Annotated in this window: 13 protein-coding genes; 4 read left to right on the plus strand and 9 right to left on the minus strand. The window is 68.1% G+C overall.

Going from position 1 to position 14,896, the window contains the following annotated elements:
- Positions 1 to 40: 40 nt before the first annotated feature.
- Positions 41 to 1,444 (minus strand): mannose-1-phosphate guanylyltransferase/mannose-6-phosphate isomerase, encoded by a 1,404-nt coding sequence (locus CEK68_RS06865; protein WP_152238950.1) that lies wholly within the window; start codon positions 1,442 to 1,444, stop codon positions 41 to 43.
- 55 nt (positions 1,445 to 1,499) lie between these two features.
- Entirely contained in the window at positions 1,500 to 2,846 is a 1,347-nt protein-coding gene (locus tag CEK68_RS06870; RefSeq protein ID WP_152238951.1) for a phosphomannomutase, read from the minus strand.
- Between the two features lie 133 nt (positions 2,847 to 2,979).
- On the opposite strand from CEK68_RS06870, the gene CEK68_RS06875 reads away from it, so the two are divergent.
- Complete coding sequence (locus CEK68_RS06875) at positions 2,980 to 3,717, plus strand: CoA transferase subunit A (protein ID WP_010340202.1); 738 nt, start codon at positions 2,980 to 2,982, stop codon at positions 3,715 to 3,717.
- Position 3,718: 1 nt separating this feature from the next.
- A complete protein-coding gene (locus tag CEK68_RS06880; RefSeq protein WP_152238952.1) occupies positions 3,719 to 4,357 on the plus strand; it encodes a CoA transferase subunit B in 639 nt (212 codons plus the stop codon).
- 1 nt (position 4,358) lies between these two features.
- On the opposite strand, the gene CEK68_RS06885 is transcribed toward CEK68_RS06880, so the two are convergent.
- Both CEK68_RS06885 and CEK68_RS06890 read right to left on the minus strand, forming a co-directional pair.
- Positions 4,359 to 6,425, minus strand: coding sequence for a glycoside hydrolase family 99-like domain-containing protein (locus CEK68_RS06885; protein WP_152238953.1), 2,067 nt, complete (start codon positions 6,423 to 6,425; stop codon positions 4,359 to 4,361).
- An 11-nt stretch (positions 6,426 to 6,436) separates the two neighbouring features.
- Positions 6,437 to 8,080 (minus strand): electron transfer flavoprotein-ubiquinone oxidoreductase, encoded by a 1,644-nt coding sequence (locus CEK68_RS06890; protein WP_152238954.1) that lies wholly within the window; start codon positions 8,078 to 8,080, stop codon positions 6,437 to 6,439.
- Between the two features lie 113 nt (positions 8,081 to 8,193).
- Between CEK68_RS06890 and CEK68_RS06895 the strand changes: the two genes are divergently transcribed.
- A complete protein-coding gene (locus tag CEK68_RS06895) occupies positions 8,194 to 8,769 on the plus strand; it encodes an alpha-ketoglutarate-dependent dioxygenase AlkB (protein ID WP_152238955.1) in 576 nt (191 codons plus the stop codon).
- Positions 8,770 to 9,364: 595 nt separating this feature from the next.
- On the opposite strand, the gene CEK68_RS06900 is transcribed toward CEK68_RS06895, so the two are convergent.
- The 4 genes from CEK68_RS06900 to CEK68_RS06915 form a co-directional block, all read right to left on the minus strand.
- A complete protein-coding gene (locus tag CEK68_RS06900) occupies positions 9,365 to 10,039 on the minus strand; it encodes an ABC-type transport auxiliary lipoprotein family protein (RefSeq protein WP_152238956.1) in 675 nt (224 codons plus the stop codon).
- The gene (locus CEK68_RS06905) at positions 10,036 to 10,962 is read right to left on the minus strand and encodes an MlaD family protein (RefSeq protein ID WP_043093283.1); all 927 of its coding nucleotides are present in this window, start codon (positions 10,960 to 10,962) and stop codon (positions 10,036 to 10,038) included. The genes CEK68_RS06900 and CEK68_RS06905 overlap by 4 nt, the downstream gene beginning before the upstream one ends.
- Positions 10,963 to 10,966: 4 nt before the next feature.
- The gene (locus CEK68_RS06910; protein ID WP_152238957.1) at positions 10,967 to 11,788 is read right to left on the minus strand and encodes an ABC transporter ATP-binding protein; all 822 of its coding nucleotides are present in this window, start codon (positions 11,786 to 11,788) and stop codon (positions 10,967 to 10,969) included.
- An 81-nt stretch (positions 11,789 to 11,869) separates the two neighbouring features.
- The gene (locus CEK68_RS06915) at positions 11,870 to 12,982 is read right to left on the minus strand and encodes an ABC transporter permease (protein ID WP_010340194.1); all 1,113 of its coding nucleotides are present in this window, start codon (positions 12,980 to 12,982) and stop codon (positions 11,870 to 11,872) included.
- Positions 12,983 to 13,082: 100 nt separating this feature from the next.
- Here CEK68_RS06915 and CEK68_RS06920 point away from each other — a divergent pair, with 100 nt between their 5' ends.
- On the plus strand, positions 13,083 to 14,342 hold the full coding sequence (locus tag CEK68_RS06920) for a threonine/serine exporter family protein (RefSeq protein WP_043093281.1): 1,260 nt from the start codon (positions 13,083 to 13,085) through the stop codon (positions 14,340 to 14,342).
- A gap of 59 nt (positions 14,343 to 14,401) precedes the next feature.
- Here the strand turns inward: CEK68_RS06920 and CEK68_RS06925 are convergent, their stop codons facing one another.
- Positions 14,402 to 14,863, minus strand: coding sequence for an H-NS histone family protein (locus CEK68_RS06925; protein WP_017907458.1), 462 nt, complete (start codon positions 14,861 to 14,863; stop codon positions 14,402 to 14,404).
- Positions 14,864 to 14,896: the final 33 nt, after the last annotated feature.

The following is a 14,896-nucleotide window of genomic DNA, read 5'->3' on the forward strand; positions in this document are numbered from 1 at the left end:
GCCTCCATCCGGTCCGTCGCATCCGTGCAAGGGCTCAGTATCACGTGCGGCCGTAGGTGTCCTCGAAGCGCACGATGTCGTCCTCGCCCAGGTAGCTGCCCGACTGCACTTCGATCAGCTCCAGCGGCAGCTTGCCGGGGTTCTTCAGGCGGTGGGTCACGCCGAGCGGAATGTAGGTGCTCTGGTTCTCGGTGAGCAGCAGCACTTCCTCGCCACGGGTGACCTCGGCAGTGCCGCTGACCACGATCCAGTGCTCGGCGCGGTGGTGATGCATCTGCAGGCTCAGCGTGGCGCCGGGCTTGACCGTGATGCGCTTGACCTGGAACCGCTGGCCATTGTCGATCGAATCGTAGGCGCCCCACGGGCGGTACACCTTGCGGTGCCAGGTGGCTTCGGAGCGACCGTTGGCCTTGATCTTGCCGACGACGTCCTTCACTTCCTGGATACGCTCTTTGTGCCCGACCAGCACGGCGTCGTCGGTCTCCACCACCACCACGTCCTGCAGGCCCACCATCGCGATCAGGCGCGAGCCGTAGGCGTAGGTGTTGCGGCAATCGATCTCGATGACGTCGCCGTGGTGGGCGTTGCCGTTGACGTCCTGCGGCGACACGTCCAGCAGCGCCGACCACGACCCGACATCGCTCCACTTCGCGTCCAGCGGCACCACTACCGCGTCGGCGGTCTTCTCCATCACGGCGTAGTCGATGGAGTCGGAGGGGCTGGCGGCGAAGGCGTCCTTGTCCAGGCGGGTGAAGTCGGCGTCGCGCTTGGCCGACTGCCAGGCCTTGGTGCAGGCATCGGCGATGGCGGGCTGGAACTTGCGCAGTTCTTCCAGGTAGCGCGAAGCGCGGAACAGGAACATACCGCTGTTCCAATAGTATTCGCCCGAGGTCAGATACCCCTGGGCGGTGGACAGGTCGGGCTTTTCGACGAAGCGCTCGACTGGGCGTGCGCCGACGCCGGCAGCCGCCTTGATGTAGCCGTAGCCGGTCTCCGGCGCGGTCGGCTTGATCCCGAAGGTCACCAGCTTGCCGTCGGCCGCCGAAGACGCGGCGGCCTGGACCGCGGCCTGGAACGCGGCTTCGTCCAGGATCACGTGATCGGATGGCAGGACCAGCAGCAGCGGGTCGGCCCCCTCACGCATCGCCTCCATCGCCGCGACCGCGATGGCGGGGGCGGTGTTGCGGCCCTTCGGTTCGAGCAGGATCGTGCCGGGCGTGACGCCGAGTTGCTGCAATTGTTCTGCGGCAATGAAGCGGTGTTCTTCATTGGCCACCAGGATGGGCGGACGGCCGGCGATCGGCGCAGCGCGCAGCCAGGTCGACTGCAACATGGTGGTGTCTCCCACCAGCGGCAGGAACTGTTTGGGATACGCCTCGCGCGACAGCGGCCAGAGGCGGGTGCCGGAACCACCGGACAGGATGATGGGCAGAATGTCGCTCATGAACGGAAGGACTCCATGGATCCGTTGAAGGGGGAAGAGAAAGGCAAGGGAACGATCATGCTTTCAGCAGATCGGAAATTTCTTGCGTACGCTGCTCCAGCAGCGCCGCGTCGCCGCGGGTTTCCACGTTCAGGCGCAGCAGCGGTTCGGTGTTGGAACTGCGCAGGTTGAAACGCCAGTCGGCGAATTCGGCGCTGACGCCGTCGGTGTAGTCCAGCGTCGGCGCGTGCGAGGCGAAGTGCTCCATCACCCGCGCCACCGCGGCCTTGGCGTCGGCGACCTTGAAGTTGATCTCGCCGCTGCACGGGAACTTGCGCATGCGCGCCTCGACCAGATCGGCGAGCGAGCGGCCGGACTGCGACACCAGCTCGGCGATCAGCAGCCACGGGATCATCCCCGAGTCCGCGTAGGCGAATTCGCGGAAGTAATGGTGCGCGCTCATTTCGCCGCCGTACACGGCGTTCTCGCTGCGCATCTTCTCCTTGATGAAGGCATGGCCGCTCTTGCACAGCACCGGGATGCCGCCGGCTTCTTCGACCTGTTCGATGGTGTTCCAGGTCAGGCGCGGGTCGTGCACGACCTTGCCGCCCGGCTGCTTGGCCAGGATCGCCTGCGCCAGCAGGCCCACCAGGTAGTAGCCCTCGATGAAGCGGCCGTCGGCGTCGAAGAAGAAGCAGCGGTCGAAGTCGCCGTCCCAGGCGATGCCGAAGTCGGCGCCGTGCTGCTTGACCGCATTGGCGGTGGCGGCGCGGTTCTCCGGCAGCAGCGGGTTGGGAATGCCGTTGGGGAAGTGCCCGTCCGGCTCGTGGAAGACGCGCACGAACTCGAACGGCAGGTGTGGTGCGAGCAGGTCGACGATGGCGCCGGCGCCGCCGTTGCCGGCATTGACCACCAGCTTCAGCGGCTTGAGCGTGGCGCGGTCGACATAGCTGAGCAGGTGTTCGATGTAGGCGCTCTTGTCCGGACGGTGGTGCTCGGCAGCGGTCGGCGCGACGGCCGGCGCGGTGTCGGCGGCGACGGTGTCGCGGATGGCGAACAGGCCGGTGTCGGAGCTGATCGGGCGCGCGTTCTCGCGCACCAGCTTCATGCCGTTGTAGTCCATCGGGTTGTGGCTGGCGGTGACCATCACGCCGCCGGCCGCCTGCAGGTGGTCGGTCTGGAAATACACTTCCTCGGTGCCGCACAGGCCGATGTCGATGACCTCGCGGCCGCTGGCGCGCAGGCCGGCCGACAGCGCGTCCTGCAGCCCCTGGCTGGCCAGGCGGACGTCGTGGCCCACGACGACCGGCCCGCTGCCCAATTGCCCCGCCAGCGCCACGCCGATGCGGCGGGCCAAGTCCTCGTTCAGTTCGTCGGGTACGCGACCGCGGATGTCGTAGGCCTTGAATGCGGGAAGCGACATGGAAGAGGGTCCTAGTTGGGGGAAACTGGAGTGTAACGTTACGGCGCTTAATCGGTCGTTGCGGCGGTGCGGCGGGGGTCGCAGTCCCCGAGCGGCTAAACTAGCTGTCTACATTCCAATGCGGAGCTGGCGAATGGGCGACACCTCTACCCCTGCGGGCGGGCGGCGCGGCAAGCTTTTCCCCGATGCGGCCACGGCGCTGGCCGATGTGGTGGCGGACGGACAGACCCTGGCGGTCGGCGGGTTCGGCCTGTGCGGCATTCCCGAGGCCTTGATCGCGGCCTTGCGCGACAGCGGCGTCAACGGTCTCACGGTGATCTCCAACAACGCCGGCGTCGATGGCTTCGGCCTGGGCCAGCTGCTGGCGACGCGGCAGATCCGCAAGATGATTTCGTCCTACGTCGGCGAGAACAAGGAGTTCGAACGTCAGTACCTGGCCGGCGAACTGGAGCTGGAATTCAATCCGCAGGGCACCCTGGCCGAACGCCTGCGCGCCGGCGGTGCCGGCATCCCCGCGTTCTTCACCGCCACCGGCTACGGCACGGTGGTGGCCGAGGGCAAGGAGACCCGCGAGTTCGACGGCAAGCACTACGTGCTGGAGACCGCGTTGCGCGCCGACGTGGCCCTGGTCAAGGCATGGAAGGCCGATGCCGCCGGCAACCTGGTGTTCCGCAAGACCGCGCGCAACTTCAACCCGGCCTGCGCGATGGCCGGCAAGCTCTGCATCGCCGAGGTCGAGCAGGTGGTGGAGACCGGCAGCCTGGATCCGGACCAGGTGCACCTGCCCGGCATCTACGTCGACCGCATCGTGCACAACCCGCACCCCGAAAAACGCATCGAACAGCGCACCCTGCGCCAGAAGGACGCCTGACATGGCCTGGACCCGCGACGACATGGCGCAGCGCGCCGCCTGCGAACTCACCGACGGCGCCTACGTGAACCTGGGCATCGGCCTGCCGACCCTGGTCGCCAACCACATCCCCGAGGGCGTGGACGTGTGGCTGCAATCGGAGAACGGCCTGCTCGGCATCGGCCCGTTCCCGACCGAGGACGAAGTCGACGCCGACCTGATCAACGCCGGCAAGCAGACCGTCACCGCCCGTGCCGGCGCCAGCTACTTCGGCAGCCACGACTCCTTCGCGATGATCCGTGGTGGTCATATCGACCTGGCCATCCTCGGCGCGATGCAGGTGAGCGAGAAGGGCGATCTGGCCAACTGGATGGTGCCCGGCAAGATGGTCAAGGGCATGGGCGGCGCGATGGACCTGGTGGCCGGGGTCAAGCGCGTGGTCGTGCTGATGGAACACGTGGCCAAGGACGGCAGCCACAAGATCCTGCCGGCCTGCGACCTGCCGCTGACCGGCGTCGGCGTGGTCGACCGCATCATCACCGACCTGGCGGTGTTCGACGTCACCGACAGCGGCCTGATCCTGGTCGAGACCGCCGAGGGCGTGGACGAGGCGGAACTGGCCGCCAAGACCGGCGTGCCGTTTTCGATCCGGGCCGGGTGATCTAGCCTCTGCGTGCGTACTTGTAGGGGCCGGCAGGCGCGTGCTCGGCCCCCACGAGGGAGGCGGCACTGGTCAGCGCAAAGCCCCGATCCACTGTGCAGAGGCTGAACAGGCGCTCGATGGCATGCGCCAAGGTGCCATCGACCTGTCCCGCCTCTTTCTCGAATTCGCCGGCCTGCAGGTGGCAGTCCAAAATGGGCTGAATCGCCTGCAGGCGCACCCAGAACATGCTGCCGCCTGCAAAGACCGCAGTCTCGATGTCCGGTTGCGCCAGACCCATGCGCGTGGCCAGGGCGCGCACGGCCTGCTCGTTTGCGCCCCAGTAGAAGCTCAGGGGCTGGAGATGCCCTTCCGGGGCCACCAGGCCGAGATCCGGACGCTGCTGGAAGGCCTCCACGATCGCCTTGACCCGGTCGCGGTCGAGGAGGCTGCCCACCATTTCGCGCCGCCATTGATCACCGTCCTGGCGATGCACCGAGCGTTTGGTGTGCAGCTTCAGCACCACTGATACGCCGGCATCGAGCAGGCGATCGGCGATCCGCAGGAACGGCAGGATGTCGCGGCCATGGTTGTCGTGGACCACGACCTCGGCCTCCATCCCCTGTTGTTTCAGCGCGAGGTTGACACCGGCGAGGTTGCGTTCCGTCGTCGTCACGATGAGCTGGTGGTCGAACGCCGCCTCGCGCAGCTGCGCCAGCAATTCTTCCAGAACATCGACATACCAGGCATGGATGACGACGTGCGGGCGTTCGTTTGCGGGGCGCTTTGGTTGCAATGCGCGGCGAGTCGCTTCCAACCATGCGTGGCCCAGGCGCGCATCCGGTTCCAGGACGGCACCTTCGGCCCATTCGTTCCAGGCATTGACGAACACCATGCGCTGCGCAGCCGGAGCAGCCGCAAGCCGGTCATGGATAGTTTGCGACAGCCATGTCCCGTAGCCGCGCGGGGAGGCATGGAGATACACGCGGCCCTTGCCGGAGCGGCGGGGCTCGTTATCCCAGCCGGGATTGACGCAGGGATAGAGCGGATAGTCCTGCAACGGCCTGGCTGCCATCTCGGTCGCCAGGACGCGCCAGTCCAGCACCTCCCCGGCAAAATCCGGATTGATCAACAACTGTGCGCCAGCCACCGAGGGCGGCGCACTCATATTGGGCGGAAACTCCACGGCAGCATCAAAGCCGATGTCGCGCGGATCGGGACGCTCGAACCCCTGGACGTACGCAAGATGGATCTCGCCGATCCCGTTGGCTGCGCACCACGCGCGCCAGCGCGACGCCGTGGCCTTAGGATCCGGCATCAGATTCGGACGATAGACCAGCACCAGCGGCTTGCCGTCGATGCGCAAGTAGCGAGGGTCGGCGAGATAGGTGGCCAAGTGCGCGATGAAGGCCAGATCGTCTGCGTCGCTGTGTTGCTGCTCGATCAGGATGTCGGTATTGCGGCCGTCCCATCGGCGCGCCCAGTTCTCGTTGGCCCAGCACAGGCAGTAGGGCAGGGAAATGGTGGTGTCATCGCGCCAGTTGCGGATGGGGTCCTCGAGCAGGGTCGTTCCTGCGAACCAATAAAAATAGAAACAGAAGGCGCCGATCCCGTACTCGGAGGCGAGTTGCGCCTGCTGCCGCATCACCTCGCGGTCGCGCAGATTGTAGAACCCAAGATCAGCCGGGATCCGTGGCTGCATGTGTCCATAGAACTGCGGCAGGGCGCGGCTGACGTTGCGCCACTCGGTGAAGCCCTTGCCCCACCATGCATCGTTCTCCGGAATCGCATGGAACTGCGGGAGATAGAACGCGACCAGGGTCGCCGGCAGCGGCGACGGCAGCACGCCCTTCTGGTAAGGCACATGACCGATCGCCGCCTCGTCGGCGCGATGCAGAGGGCGCAGGGCCATGCTCCCGACGCTCGCGACGCGCCCTCTGGGCGCCTCCGGCACCCAGTTCGCGTATCTATCGAGAAACCAGTTGCGCCATCGGTCGCGGAGTCCTTCGGAGATTGGCATCGCACGAAAGGCGATACGCAACACGCGGTACATGCCCGCCCGCAGGCGTGCCGGCACGGAGTCGCTCATCCGGTGACCGCTCACAGGTTCTGGTAGTTCGGCCCGGAGCCACCTTCCGGCGTCACCCAGTCGATGATCGCGTAGGGATCCTTGATGTCGCAGGTCTTGCAGTGCACGCAGTTGGCGGCGTTGATCTGCAGGCGCTTGCCGGCCGCGTCGTCGACGATCTCGTACACCGCCGCCGGGCAGAAGCGCGTGCAGGGATTGCCGTATTCCTCGGTGCAGCGGGTCACGCAGATCTGCGGATCGAGCACGTGCAGGTGCACCGGCTGGTCCTCGTCGTGCTCGGTGGCGGCGAAGTACACGCCCTGCAGGCGGTCGCGCGGGGCCAGCTCGCGCTGCACGTAGTCGCGCTTGGGTTGCTCGTGCTCGCCCAGCCGGTCCAGGCTCTTCCAGTCGGCGCCGACCTTCAGCGTCCAAGGCGAGGCGCCCTTGACCAGGGTTTCCCAGGCGCCGTTGAGCAGGCCGAACCACAGCCCCTTCTTGAAGCCGGGCTTGATGTTGCGTACCTGACGGAGCTCGGCCATCACTTCGGAGTTGCGCAGGCGCGCGTCGAAGCCGGCCGGGTCGAGCGCGGCGCCGGCGGCGAGGTGTTCGGCGGCGAGCATGCCGCTGCGGATCGCCTGGTGGGTGCCCTTGATCTTGGGCACGTTGAGCAGGCCGGCGGTGTCGCCGATCAGCAGCGCGCCGGGCATCTCCACCTTCGGCAGCGACTGCCAGCCGCCGCTGGCGATGGCGCGCGCGCCGGCCGAGAGGATGGTGCCGCCTTCCAGCAGCGACTTCATCATCGGGTGGTTCTTCCACTGCTGGAAGGCTTCCCACGGGCGGTATTCGGGGTCGTGGTAGTCCAGGCCGCTGACGTAGCCCAGCGCCACCTGGTTGTTCTCCAAGTGATACAGGAAGCTGCCGCCATAGGTCTTGCTGTCGGCCGGCCAGCCCAGGGTGTGCACGATCTTGCCGGGGCTGACGCGGCCTTCGGGCAGTTGCCACAGCTCCTTGATGCCGATCGAGAAGGCTTGCGGATCGTGGCCGGCGTCGAGTGCGAAGCGCGCGATCAGGCGCTTGGTCAGGTGTCCGCGCGCGCCTTCGGCCAGCACCGTGACCTTTGCGCGGATGTCGATGCCGGCGGTGTAGCCGGGCTTGTGCGATCCGTCCTTGGCCACGCCCATGTCGCCGATGCGCACGCCCAGCACCGTGCCGTCCTCGGCGTGCAGGGTCTCGGCAGCAGCGAAGCCCGGGTAGATCTCCACGCCCAGCGCCTCGGCCTGCGGCGCCAGCCAGGCGCACATCGCGCCGAGGCTGACGATGAAGTTGCCGTGGTTGCGCATGCCCGGCGGCACCATCGGGAACTTGTGCCCGCCGTCCTTGCTCAGGTACCAGAACTCGTCCTCGGCCGCCGGCACGCAGATCGGCGGCGGGTTGTCGCGCCAGCCCGGCAGCAGCGCGTCCAGCGGCGCCGGTTCGATCACCGCGCCGGACAGGATATGCGCGCCGATGGTGCTGGCCTTCTCGATCACGCAGACCGAGAGGTCGGGGTTGAGCTGCTTGAGCCGGATCGCGAACGCCAACCCGGCCGGGCCTGCGCCGACGGTGACGACGTCGTATTCCATGACGTCGCGCTCCACTGGCTGCGGCGCGTTGGCGCCGCCCTCGGTTCCCGTCATCTGCTCCGCTCCCGTTGGCTCGTTCTGGCTGCCCGCATTTTCAGGGTTTGCGCGTGAAGGGGCAAATTCCGCACGCCGGCGTATGGTGGTCGCCGACATGCTAGCGTGGCGCGATGGAACTGGACCTGCCCGGCGCCGATCTGCGCTGGTATCCCGAGTGGCTGGACCCGGCCGTGGCGGCGGCACTGTGCGCGCAGTTGCTGCAGGACGTGACGTGGGAGGTGCACAGCATCCGCCTGTTCGGCAAGCTGGTCGATTCGCCGCGGCTGAGCTGCTGGATCGGCGACGCCGACGCCAGCTACCGTTATTCCGGCACCCTCTTCGCGCCGCATCCGTGGCCAGCGGCGCTGCTGCCGCTGCGCGCGCGCTTGGCGGCCGAGACCGGGGTGGCGTTCAACAGCGTGCTCGCCAACCGCTACCGCGACGGCCGCGACGCCATGGGCTGGCACAGCGACGACGAGCGCGAACTCGGCCCGACGCCGGTGATCGCCTCGCTGAGCCTGGGGGCGACGCGTCGCTTCGTGCTGCGCCATCGTCAGCAGCCGGCACTGCGCCAGGCGCTGGAACTGACCTCCGGCGGGCTGCTGCTGATGGCAGGCGACACCCAGCGCCTGTACAGGCATGCGCTGCCGCGCACGGCCAAGCCGGTGGGGGAGCGGATCAATCTGACGTTTCGCAGGATCGCGTGATGGCGCCTCCCTTCTCCCGCCGGGACCACGGCCCCCTTTTTGGGGGAAGGTGCCCCGAAGGGGCGGATGAGGGTCGGGTTGTCAGGGAAGCGTCTGGAGGAGATGGCTCCCTGGCCGCCGCACCCTCACCCCCAGCCCCTCTCTCGGTGGGAGAGTGGAGCGAAGCAGTGATCCCTTCTCCCTTTGGGAGAAGGTGCCCCGAAGGGGCGGATGAGGGTCGGATGGCTGGGGACGTGTCTGGGGAAGACGGCTCTGCGGCCGCCGCACCCTCACCCCCGACCCCTCTCCCAGTGGGAGAGGGGAGCGAAGCCGTGATCCTTCTCCCTTTGGGAGAAGGTGCCCCGAAGGGGCGGATGAGGGTCGGGTTGCCAGGGAGGTGTCTGGAGAAGACGGCTCCGCGGTCGTCGCACCCTCACCCCCGACCCCTCTCCCGGTGGGAGAGGGGAGCGAAGCCTCGATCCCTTCTCCCTTTGGGAGAAGGTGTCCCGAAGGGGCGGATGAGGGTTGGGTGGCTAGGGAGGTGTCTGGAGAAGACGGCTCCGCGGCCGTCGCACCCTCACCCCCGACCCCTCTCCCGGTGGGAGAGGGGAGCCAATCAGCGCCGCGGCGGCTTCTGGCTGGCCGGCGGCGGCACGCTGGGGGCCAGCGCGGTGGCGGCATCGGCCTGGCCCTGCTGCAGGGTCCAGCCGACCACGTCGTGGCCGAGTTGCGACATGGCCTGGCCGAAGGCGTCGACCACCTGCGATTCGGCGGTGCCGGCGGCGGGCTGGGTCACCAGGAAGGTGCGCGAGGCGACCACGCGCTGGTCGGCGCTGTACAGCAGCTTGGCGTTGAGCTCGATGGTCGCCGACGGCACCGTGCGCCCGGCGTAGTCCGATTCGAAACGGCGCAGGTCCAGCAGCAGCTTGTAGTCGGCGCGGATGCCGGTGCCGAGCCGGGCCACGCCGGGAATGCGCCCGGAATCCTCGAACGCGCGCAGCAGCATGTCCTCGAGCATGTCGGTGGCCGGTTGCGCCCAGCTGACGCCGCCATATACCTGCAGTTCGTCGGGCGTCGGCCGCACCGCGATGCGCGAACTGTCGACCACGCGCGCGGCGCTGGGCTTGGTCAGCGCCAGTTGCCAGCTCACCTGCGGCCAGGCCGGGTCGGCGGTGACCCGCACGTCCGGCGCGTAGATCGTCACCGGCTCCTTGTTGCCGCCGGGCAGCGAACAGCCGGCCAGCAGCAGGGCCGGCACGGCGAGCAGGAGGAAGGCGCGCATCGGCTTCATTTGGGTTTGAACTCCTTCGGGGCGTCGCGGCCGAGCAGGTAGCGCGCGGGGTTGTTGTCCAGGCGGTCGCTGACCCGGCGCAGGTCGCGGATCAGGCCACGCAGTTCGGTCAGGGTCGGGCCGAGCTGGCCGAGGCCGTCGTTGGCGAAGCTGTTGATCGCCGAGCGGTTCTCGCCAAGGATCTTGTCGGCATTGCCCGCGGCCGAATCCAGCTTGCTCAGCGTGTCCTCCAGCTTGTCCAGGATCGGCGGCAACTGCTGCACCAGGTTCTGGTCCAGGCGCTGGATGGTGCCGTTGGTGGTCTTGAGCGTGGTGTCGAGGTTGCGCGCCGCATCGCGCGCGCTGACGATCAGCGACTGCATGCCCTGGTCGCGGTCGGCCAGGCCGCCGCTGATGGTTTCCAGGTTGTGCAGGGTGGCGGTGATGCTGGCGACGTTGCGGTCGCTGAGCACCTCGTCCAGGCGCTCGACGATGCGGTTGGCGGTGTCGGTGATGTTCTGCAGCGCCGAGGGCGTGGTCTGGATGATCGGCGCATCGCTGTTGTCGATCGAGGTCAGCGACGGCGCTTCCGGGGTGCCGCCGGAGAGCTGGATGATCGACGGGCCGGTCAGGCTGGTGATGCCCAGCTTGGCGCGGGTGTCGCTCTTGATCGGCGTGGTCGAGTTGACCCGGATCCGCGCCACCACCTGGCGCGGATCGTTCGGCGCCAGGGTCAGCTCGGTGATCGAGCCCACCGCGATGCCGTTGTACTGCACCGGGCTGCCCACCGACAGGCCGGTCACCGCCTCGCGGAACACCACGCGGTATTCCTGCCAGGTGCGGTCGGAGGAGTATTTGGCGGCCCAGAGTCCGAACAGCAGTAGCGCGATCCCCACCACGATGGTGAAGGCGCCGATCAGCACGTAATTGGCTTTGGTTTCCATGGGCTCAGGGGGTCTCGGTCCAGGCGGTCTTGGCATCGCGCGCGGCGCGGGCGCGCGGGCCGTGGAAATACTCTTGGATCCACGGATGGTCCACTTGCTCGATCTCGGCCAGCGGCGCGTTGGCGATGACCTTGCGGTCGGCCAGCACCGCCACGCGGTCGCAGATAGCGTACAAGGTGTCCAGATCGTGGGTGATGAGGAACACGGTCAGGCCCAGCGCTTCCTGCAGGGTGCGGATCAGCCGGTCGAAGGCGGCCGCGCCGATCGGGTCCAGCCCGGCGGTGGGTTCGTCCAGGAACAACAGGGGCGGATCCAGCGCCAGCGCGCGCGCCAGCCCGGCGCGCTTGCGCATGCCGCCGGACAGCTGCGAGGGCAGCTTGTTCAGCGCGTCGGCGGGCAGGCCGGCCAGCTTCACCTTCAGCAGCGCCAGCTCGTAGTGCCAGCTGTCGGGCAGTTCGCCGAAATGCTCCTTCAGCGGCACCTGCACGTTCTCGCCGACGGTCAGCGAGGAGAACAGCGCGCCGTCCTGGAACAGCACGCCGGTGTTGCGCTCCACGTGCAGGCGATCGGCGCGGCGGCCGGAATCGGTATCCACGCCGAGCACCTGGATCTTGCCGGCATCGGGCTCGCGCAGGCCGAGGATGGTGCGCATCAGCACCGACTTGCCGGTGCCCGATCCGCCGACCACGCCGAGGATCTCGCCGCGGCGCACGTCCAGGTCCAGCTCCTCGTGCACGGTCTGGCTGCCGAAGCGATTGACCAGGCCGCGCACGGAGATGGCGAGGTCTTGCTCGGGATTCGGGAGTGGGGAATCGGGAATGGTCAAAGCGTGCACTCCTGGCCAGCGTCGCGGACGCCGCCAGCTTTTCCCATTCCCGATTCCCCACTCCCGATTCCCGGCTTCACGTCACCACCCCATGTTCATGAACCACAGCGCGGCGATCGCGTCGATGATGATCACCAGCGAGATCGTCTGCACCACGCTGGAGGTGGTGCGCTCGCCGACGGACTGCGCGGTGCCTTCCACGCGCAGTCCCTCCAGGCAGCCGATCAGGCCGATCACGATGGCGAAGATCGGCGCCTTGGACAGGCCGACCAGCATGTGCCGGATCTGGATGGTGTCGTGCATGCGCGCCAGGTACATCTGCGGCGGGATGCCCAGGTCGAAGGCGCCGACGGTGACGCCGCCAGCCAGGCCGGCGATCATCGCCACGAAGGTCAGCAGCGGCAGCATCAGCAGCAGCGCCACCAGCCGCGGGATCACCAGCAGATCCATCGGGTCCAGGCCCAGGGTCTGGATCGCGTCGACCTCTTCGCGCGCCTTCATCGCGCCGATCTGCGCGGTGAACGCGCTGGCCGTGCGCCCGGCCAGCACGATCGCGGTCAGCAGCACCGCGAACTCGCGCAGGAAGGCGATGCTGACCAGTTCCACCACGTAGATCTCGGCGCCGAAGTCGCGCAGGATCGTGGAGCCGAGGAAGGCGATCACCGCGCCGACCAGGTAGGACAGCAGCGCCACCAGCGGCACCGCGTCCAGGCCGACCTGCTCCATGTGGTGCACGGTGGCGGTCAGGCGGAATCGGCGCGGCGCGTGCAGCAGCCGCAGCAGCTTGACCAGGGTCTCGCCCAGGAAACCGACCAGGGCGACGATTTCCTTGCCGTTGCGGTGCACCGCGTAGCCCAGGCGTTCCAGCGCCGCGGCGAAGCCATAGTCGCGCTTGCGCTTGGGGCGGTCGTCGGCGACGTCCTCGATGGTCGAGACCAGGGCGCGGTGGTCCTGGCGGAAATCCAGCGCCTCGTGGGCGATGCCGTTGCGGGTGGCGTAGCGCATCAGTTGCAGCACCCCGGCCGAATCCAGCTGGCCGATGCCGCTGGCGTCGATGCCGGTGGTGCCGGCCGGCATCCCGCGCAGCACTTCCGAGGAGGCCAGGGCCGTGGCCAGGGTCCAACTGCCGGTCAGCCGCACCCGCGAGGGGTCTCGGTCGTCCTGGCTGAGTTTGGGCGGTTGCGGTTCGATCATGGGGGCGTCCGGTGCGCGAGCATACCTGTTTCGCCCGTGTTGCAGATGTGGTGATCGCGACGGGGTGGCCGGGCGCGGCGTTCGCGCCATACTAGCCGACATGCCCGCCGCTCCCACCGTCAGTCCCTCCGCCAACGCGACCTACGCGCAGCGCATCGCCTTCGTCTCCGACATCGCCGGGCGACTGCACACCTACGGCACCACCGCGCAGCGGCTGGAGGCGGCGGTGGTGGCGCTGGCGCAGCAGTTGGACCTGGACTGCGAACCCTGGTCCAACCCGACCGGGCTGATCCTCAGCTTCAGCGACCCGACCAAGGCGATCGGCTCCAGCGACATCACCCGCGTGGTGCGGCTGGCGCCGGGCGACAACGACCTGCACAAGCTCAGCGTCGCCGACCGCATCGCCGACGACGTGGCCAGCGGGCGCATGAGCGTGGCCCAGGGCCACACCGCGCTGCGCCAGCTGGACCAGCCGCCGGGGCGGCGCTGGATGGCGATGCAGGTGCTCGGCTTCGGCCTGGCCGCGGCCGGCGTGGCCGGGTTGTGGCGCCTGCCGTGGCTGGACATCGCCACCGCCACCGCCATCGGCCTGCTGATCGGCGTGCTCACCCAGCTCACCGACAAACGCCCGGCCACCAAAGAAGCCAACGACGCGCTGGCGGCGTTGCTGGCCGGTTTCGTCGCGACCCTGGTGGCCAGTTTCGTGGCGCCGCTGAATCTCAATACGGTGATCATCGCCTCGCTGGTGGTGCTGCTGCCGGGTATGGCGCTGACCAATGCGGTCAACGAACTCACCAGCCAGCACTGGGTCTCGGGCACGGCGCGCTTCGCCGGCGCGGTCACCACCATCGTCAAGCTGACCGTCGGCGCGGTGATCGCGGTGACCCTGGCGCAACTGCTCGGCCTGGAGCCGATGGTGCGGGCGTCGCGGCCGCAGCACGGCTGGGTGGAATGGGCCTCGCTGCTGGTGGCCGCCTACGCGTTCGCACTGCTGTTCAAGGCCAGCCTGCGCGATTATCCGTTCGTGATGGCGGCATCGGTGGCCGGCTACGCGATCGCGCGTTTCGCCGGCGACGCCTGGGGCAGCCCGGTCGGCATCTTCCTGTCGGCGATGGTATTGACCGCGGCCGGCAATCTGTTCGGACGCATCGTGCACCGGCCGGGTGCGCTGGTCCGGTTGCCGGGCATCATCATGCTGGTGCCCGGGAGTGCCAGCTTGCGCGGGCTGTTGACCCTGGTCCAGCAGCAGGACGTGCTCGGCGGGCAATCGGCGCTGCTGACGGTGACCAATATCGTGATGGCGCTGGTCGCCGGCCTGCTGTTCGGCAATCTGTTGGTGCCGGCGCGCAAGAATCTTTGAATGCGGCAATAAAAAACGCCGGCATGCGCCGGCGTTTCGACTGCGGTTGCGGTGGCGGATCAGGCCTTCGGCGCAGCGCTCTTGCTGGCCTTCTTGGCGACGCGCTTGACCGCCTTCTTGGCGGTCTTCTTGGCCGGCGCGGCGGATTTGGCGGCGCCGCCGGCGATCAGGAAATCGTCGACCTTCTTGCCCTTGGCGACCAGATCGGCCAGCCAGCGCGGCTGCTTGCCGCGGCCGGTCCAGGTTTCGGCGGCATTGGCGGGGTTGCGGTATTTCGGCGGAACCTTGCCCAGTTTGCGGCCCGGCTTCGGACCCGGCTTGCCGGCCTTGCGGCCGCGCGCGGCGGGGGCGCCGCCGAAGACTTCCTCGATGCTGTAGCCGTGGCTCTTGGCCAGGCGCGCCAGCTGGGTGCGGACCTTGGCGATGGGGGTGCGCTTGGCGACGATGGACTGCTGCTTCTTGGCGGTCTTGATGAGGGCGCCCAACTGCTTGGCCGACAGGCCACTGAGATCGATGGTCATCTTTACTCCGGAAAATGGGTGGTGGCTTCCGCC

This window comes from Xanthomonas sp. LMG 12461 (genome assembly GCF_009192935.1).
Taxonomy (GTDB): domain Bacteria; phylum Pseudomonadota; class Gammaproteobacteria; order Xanthomonadales; family Xanthomonadaceae; genus Xanthomonas_A; species Xanthomonas_A sontii.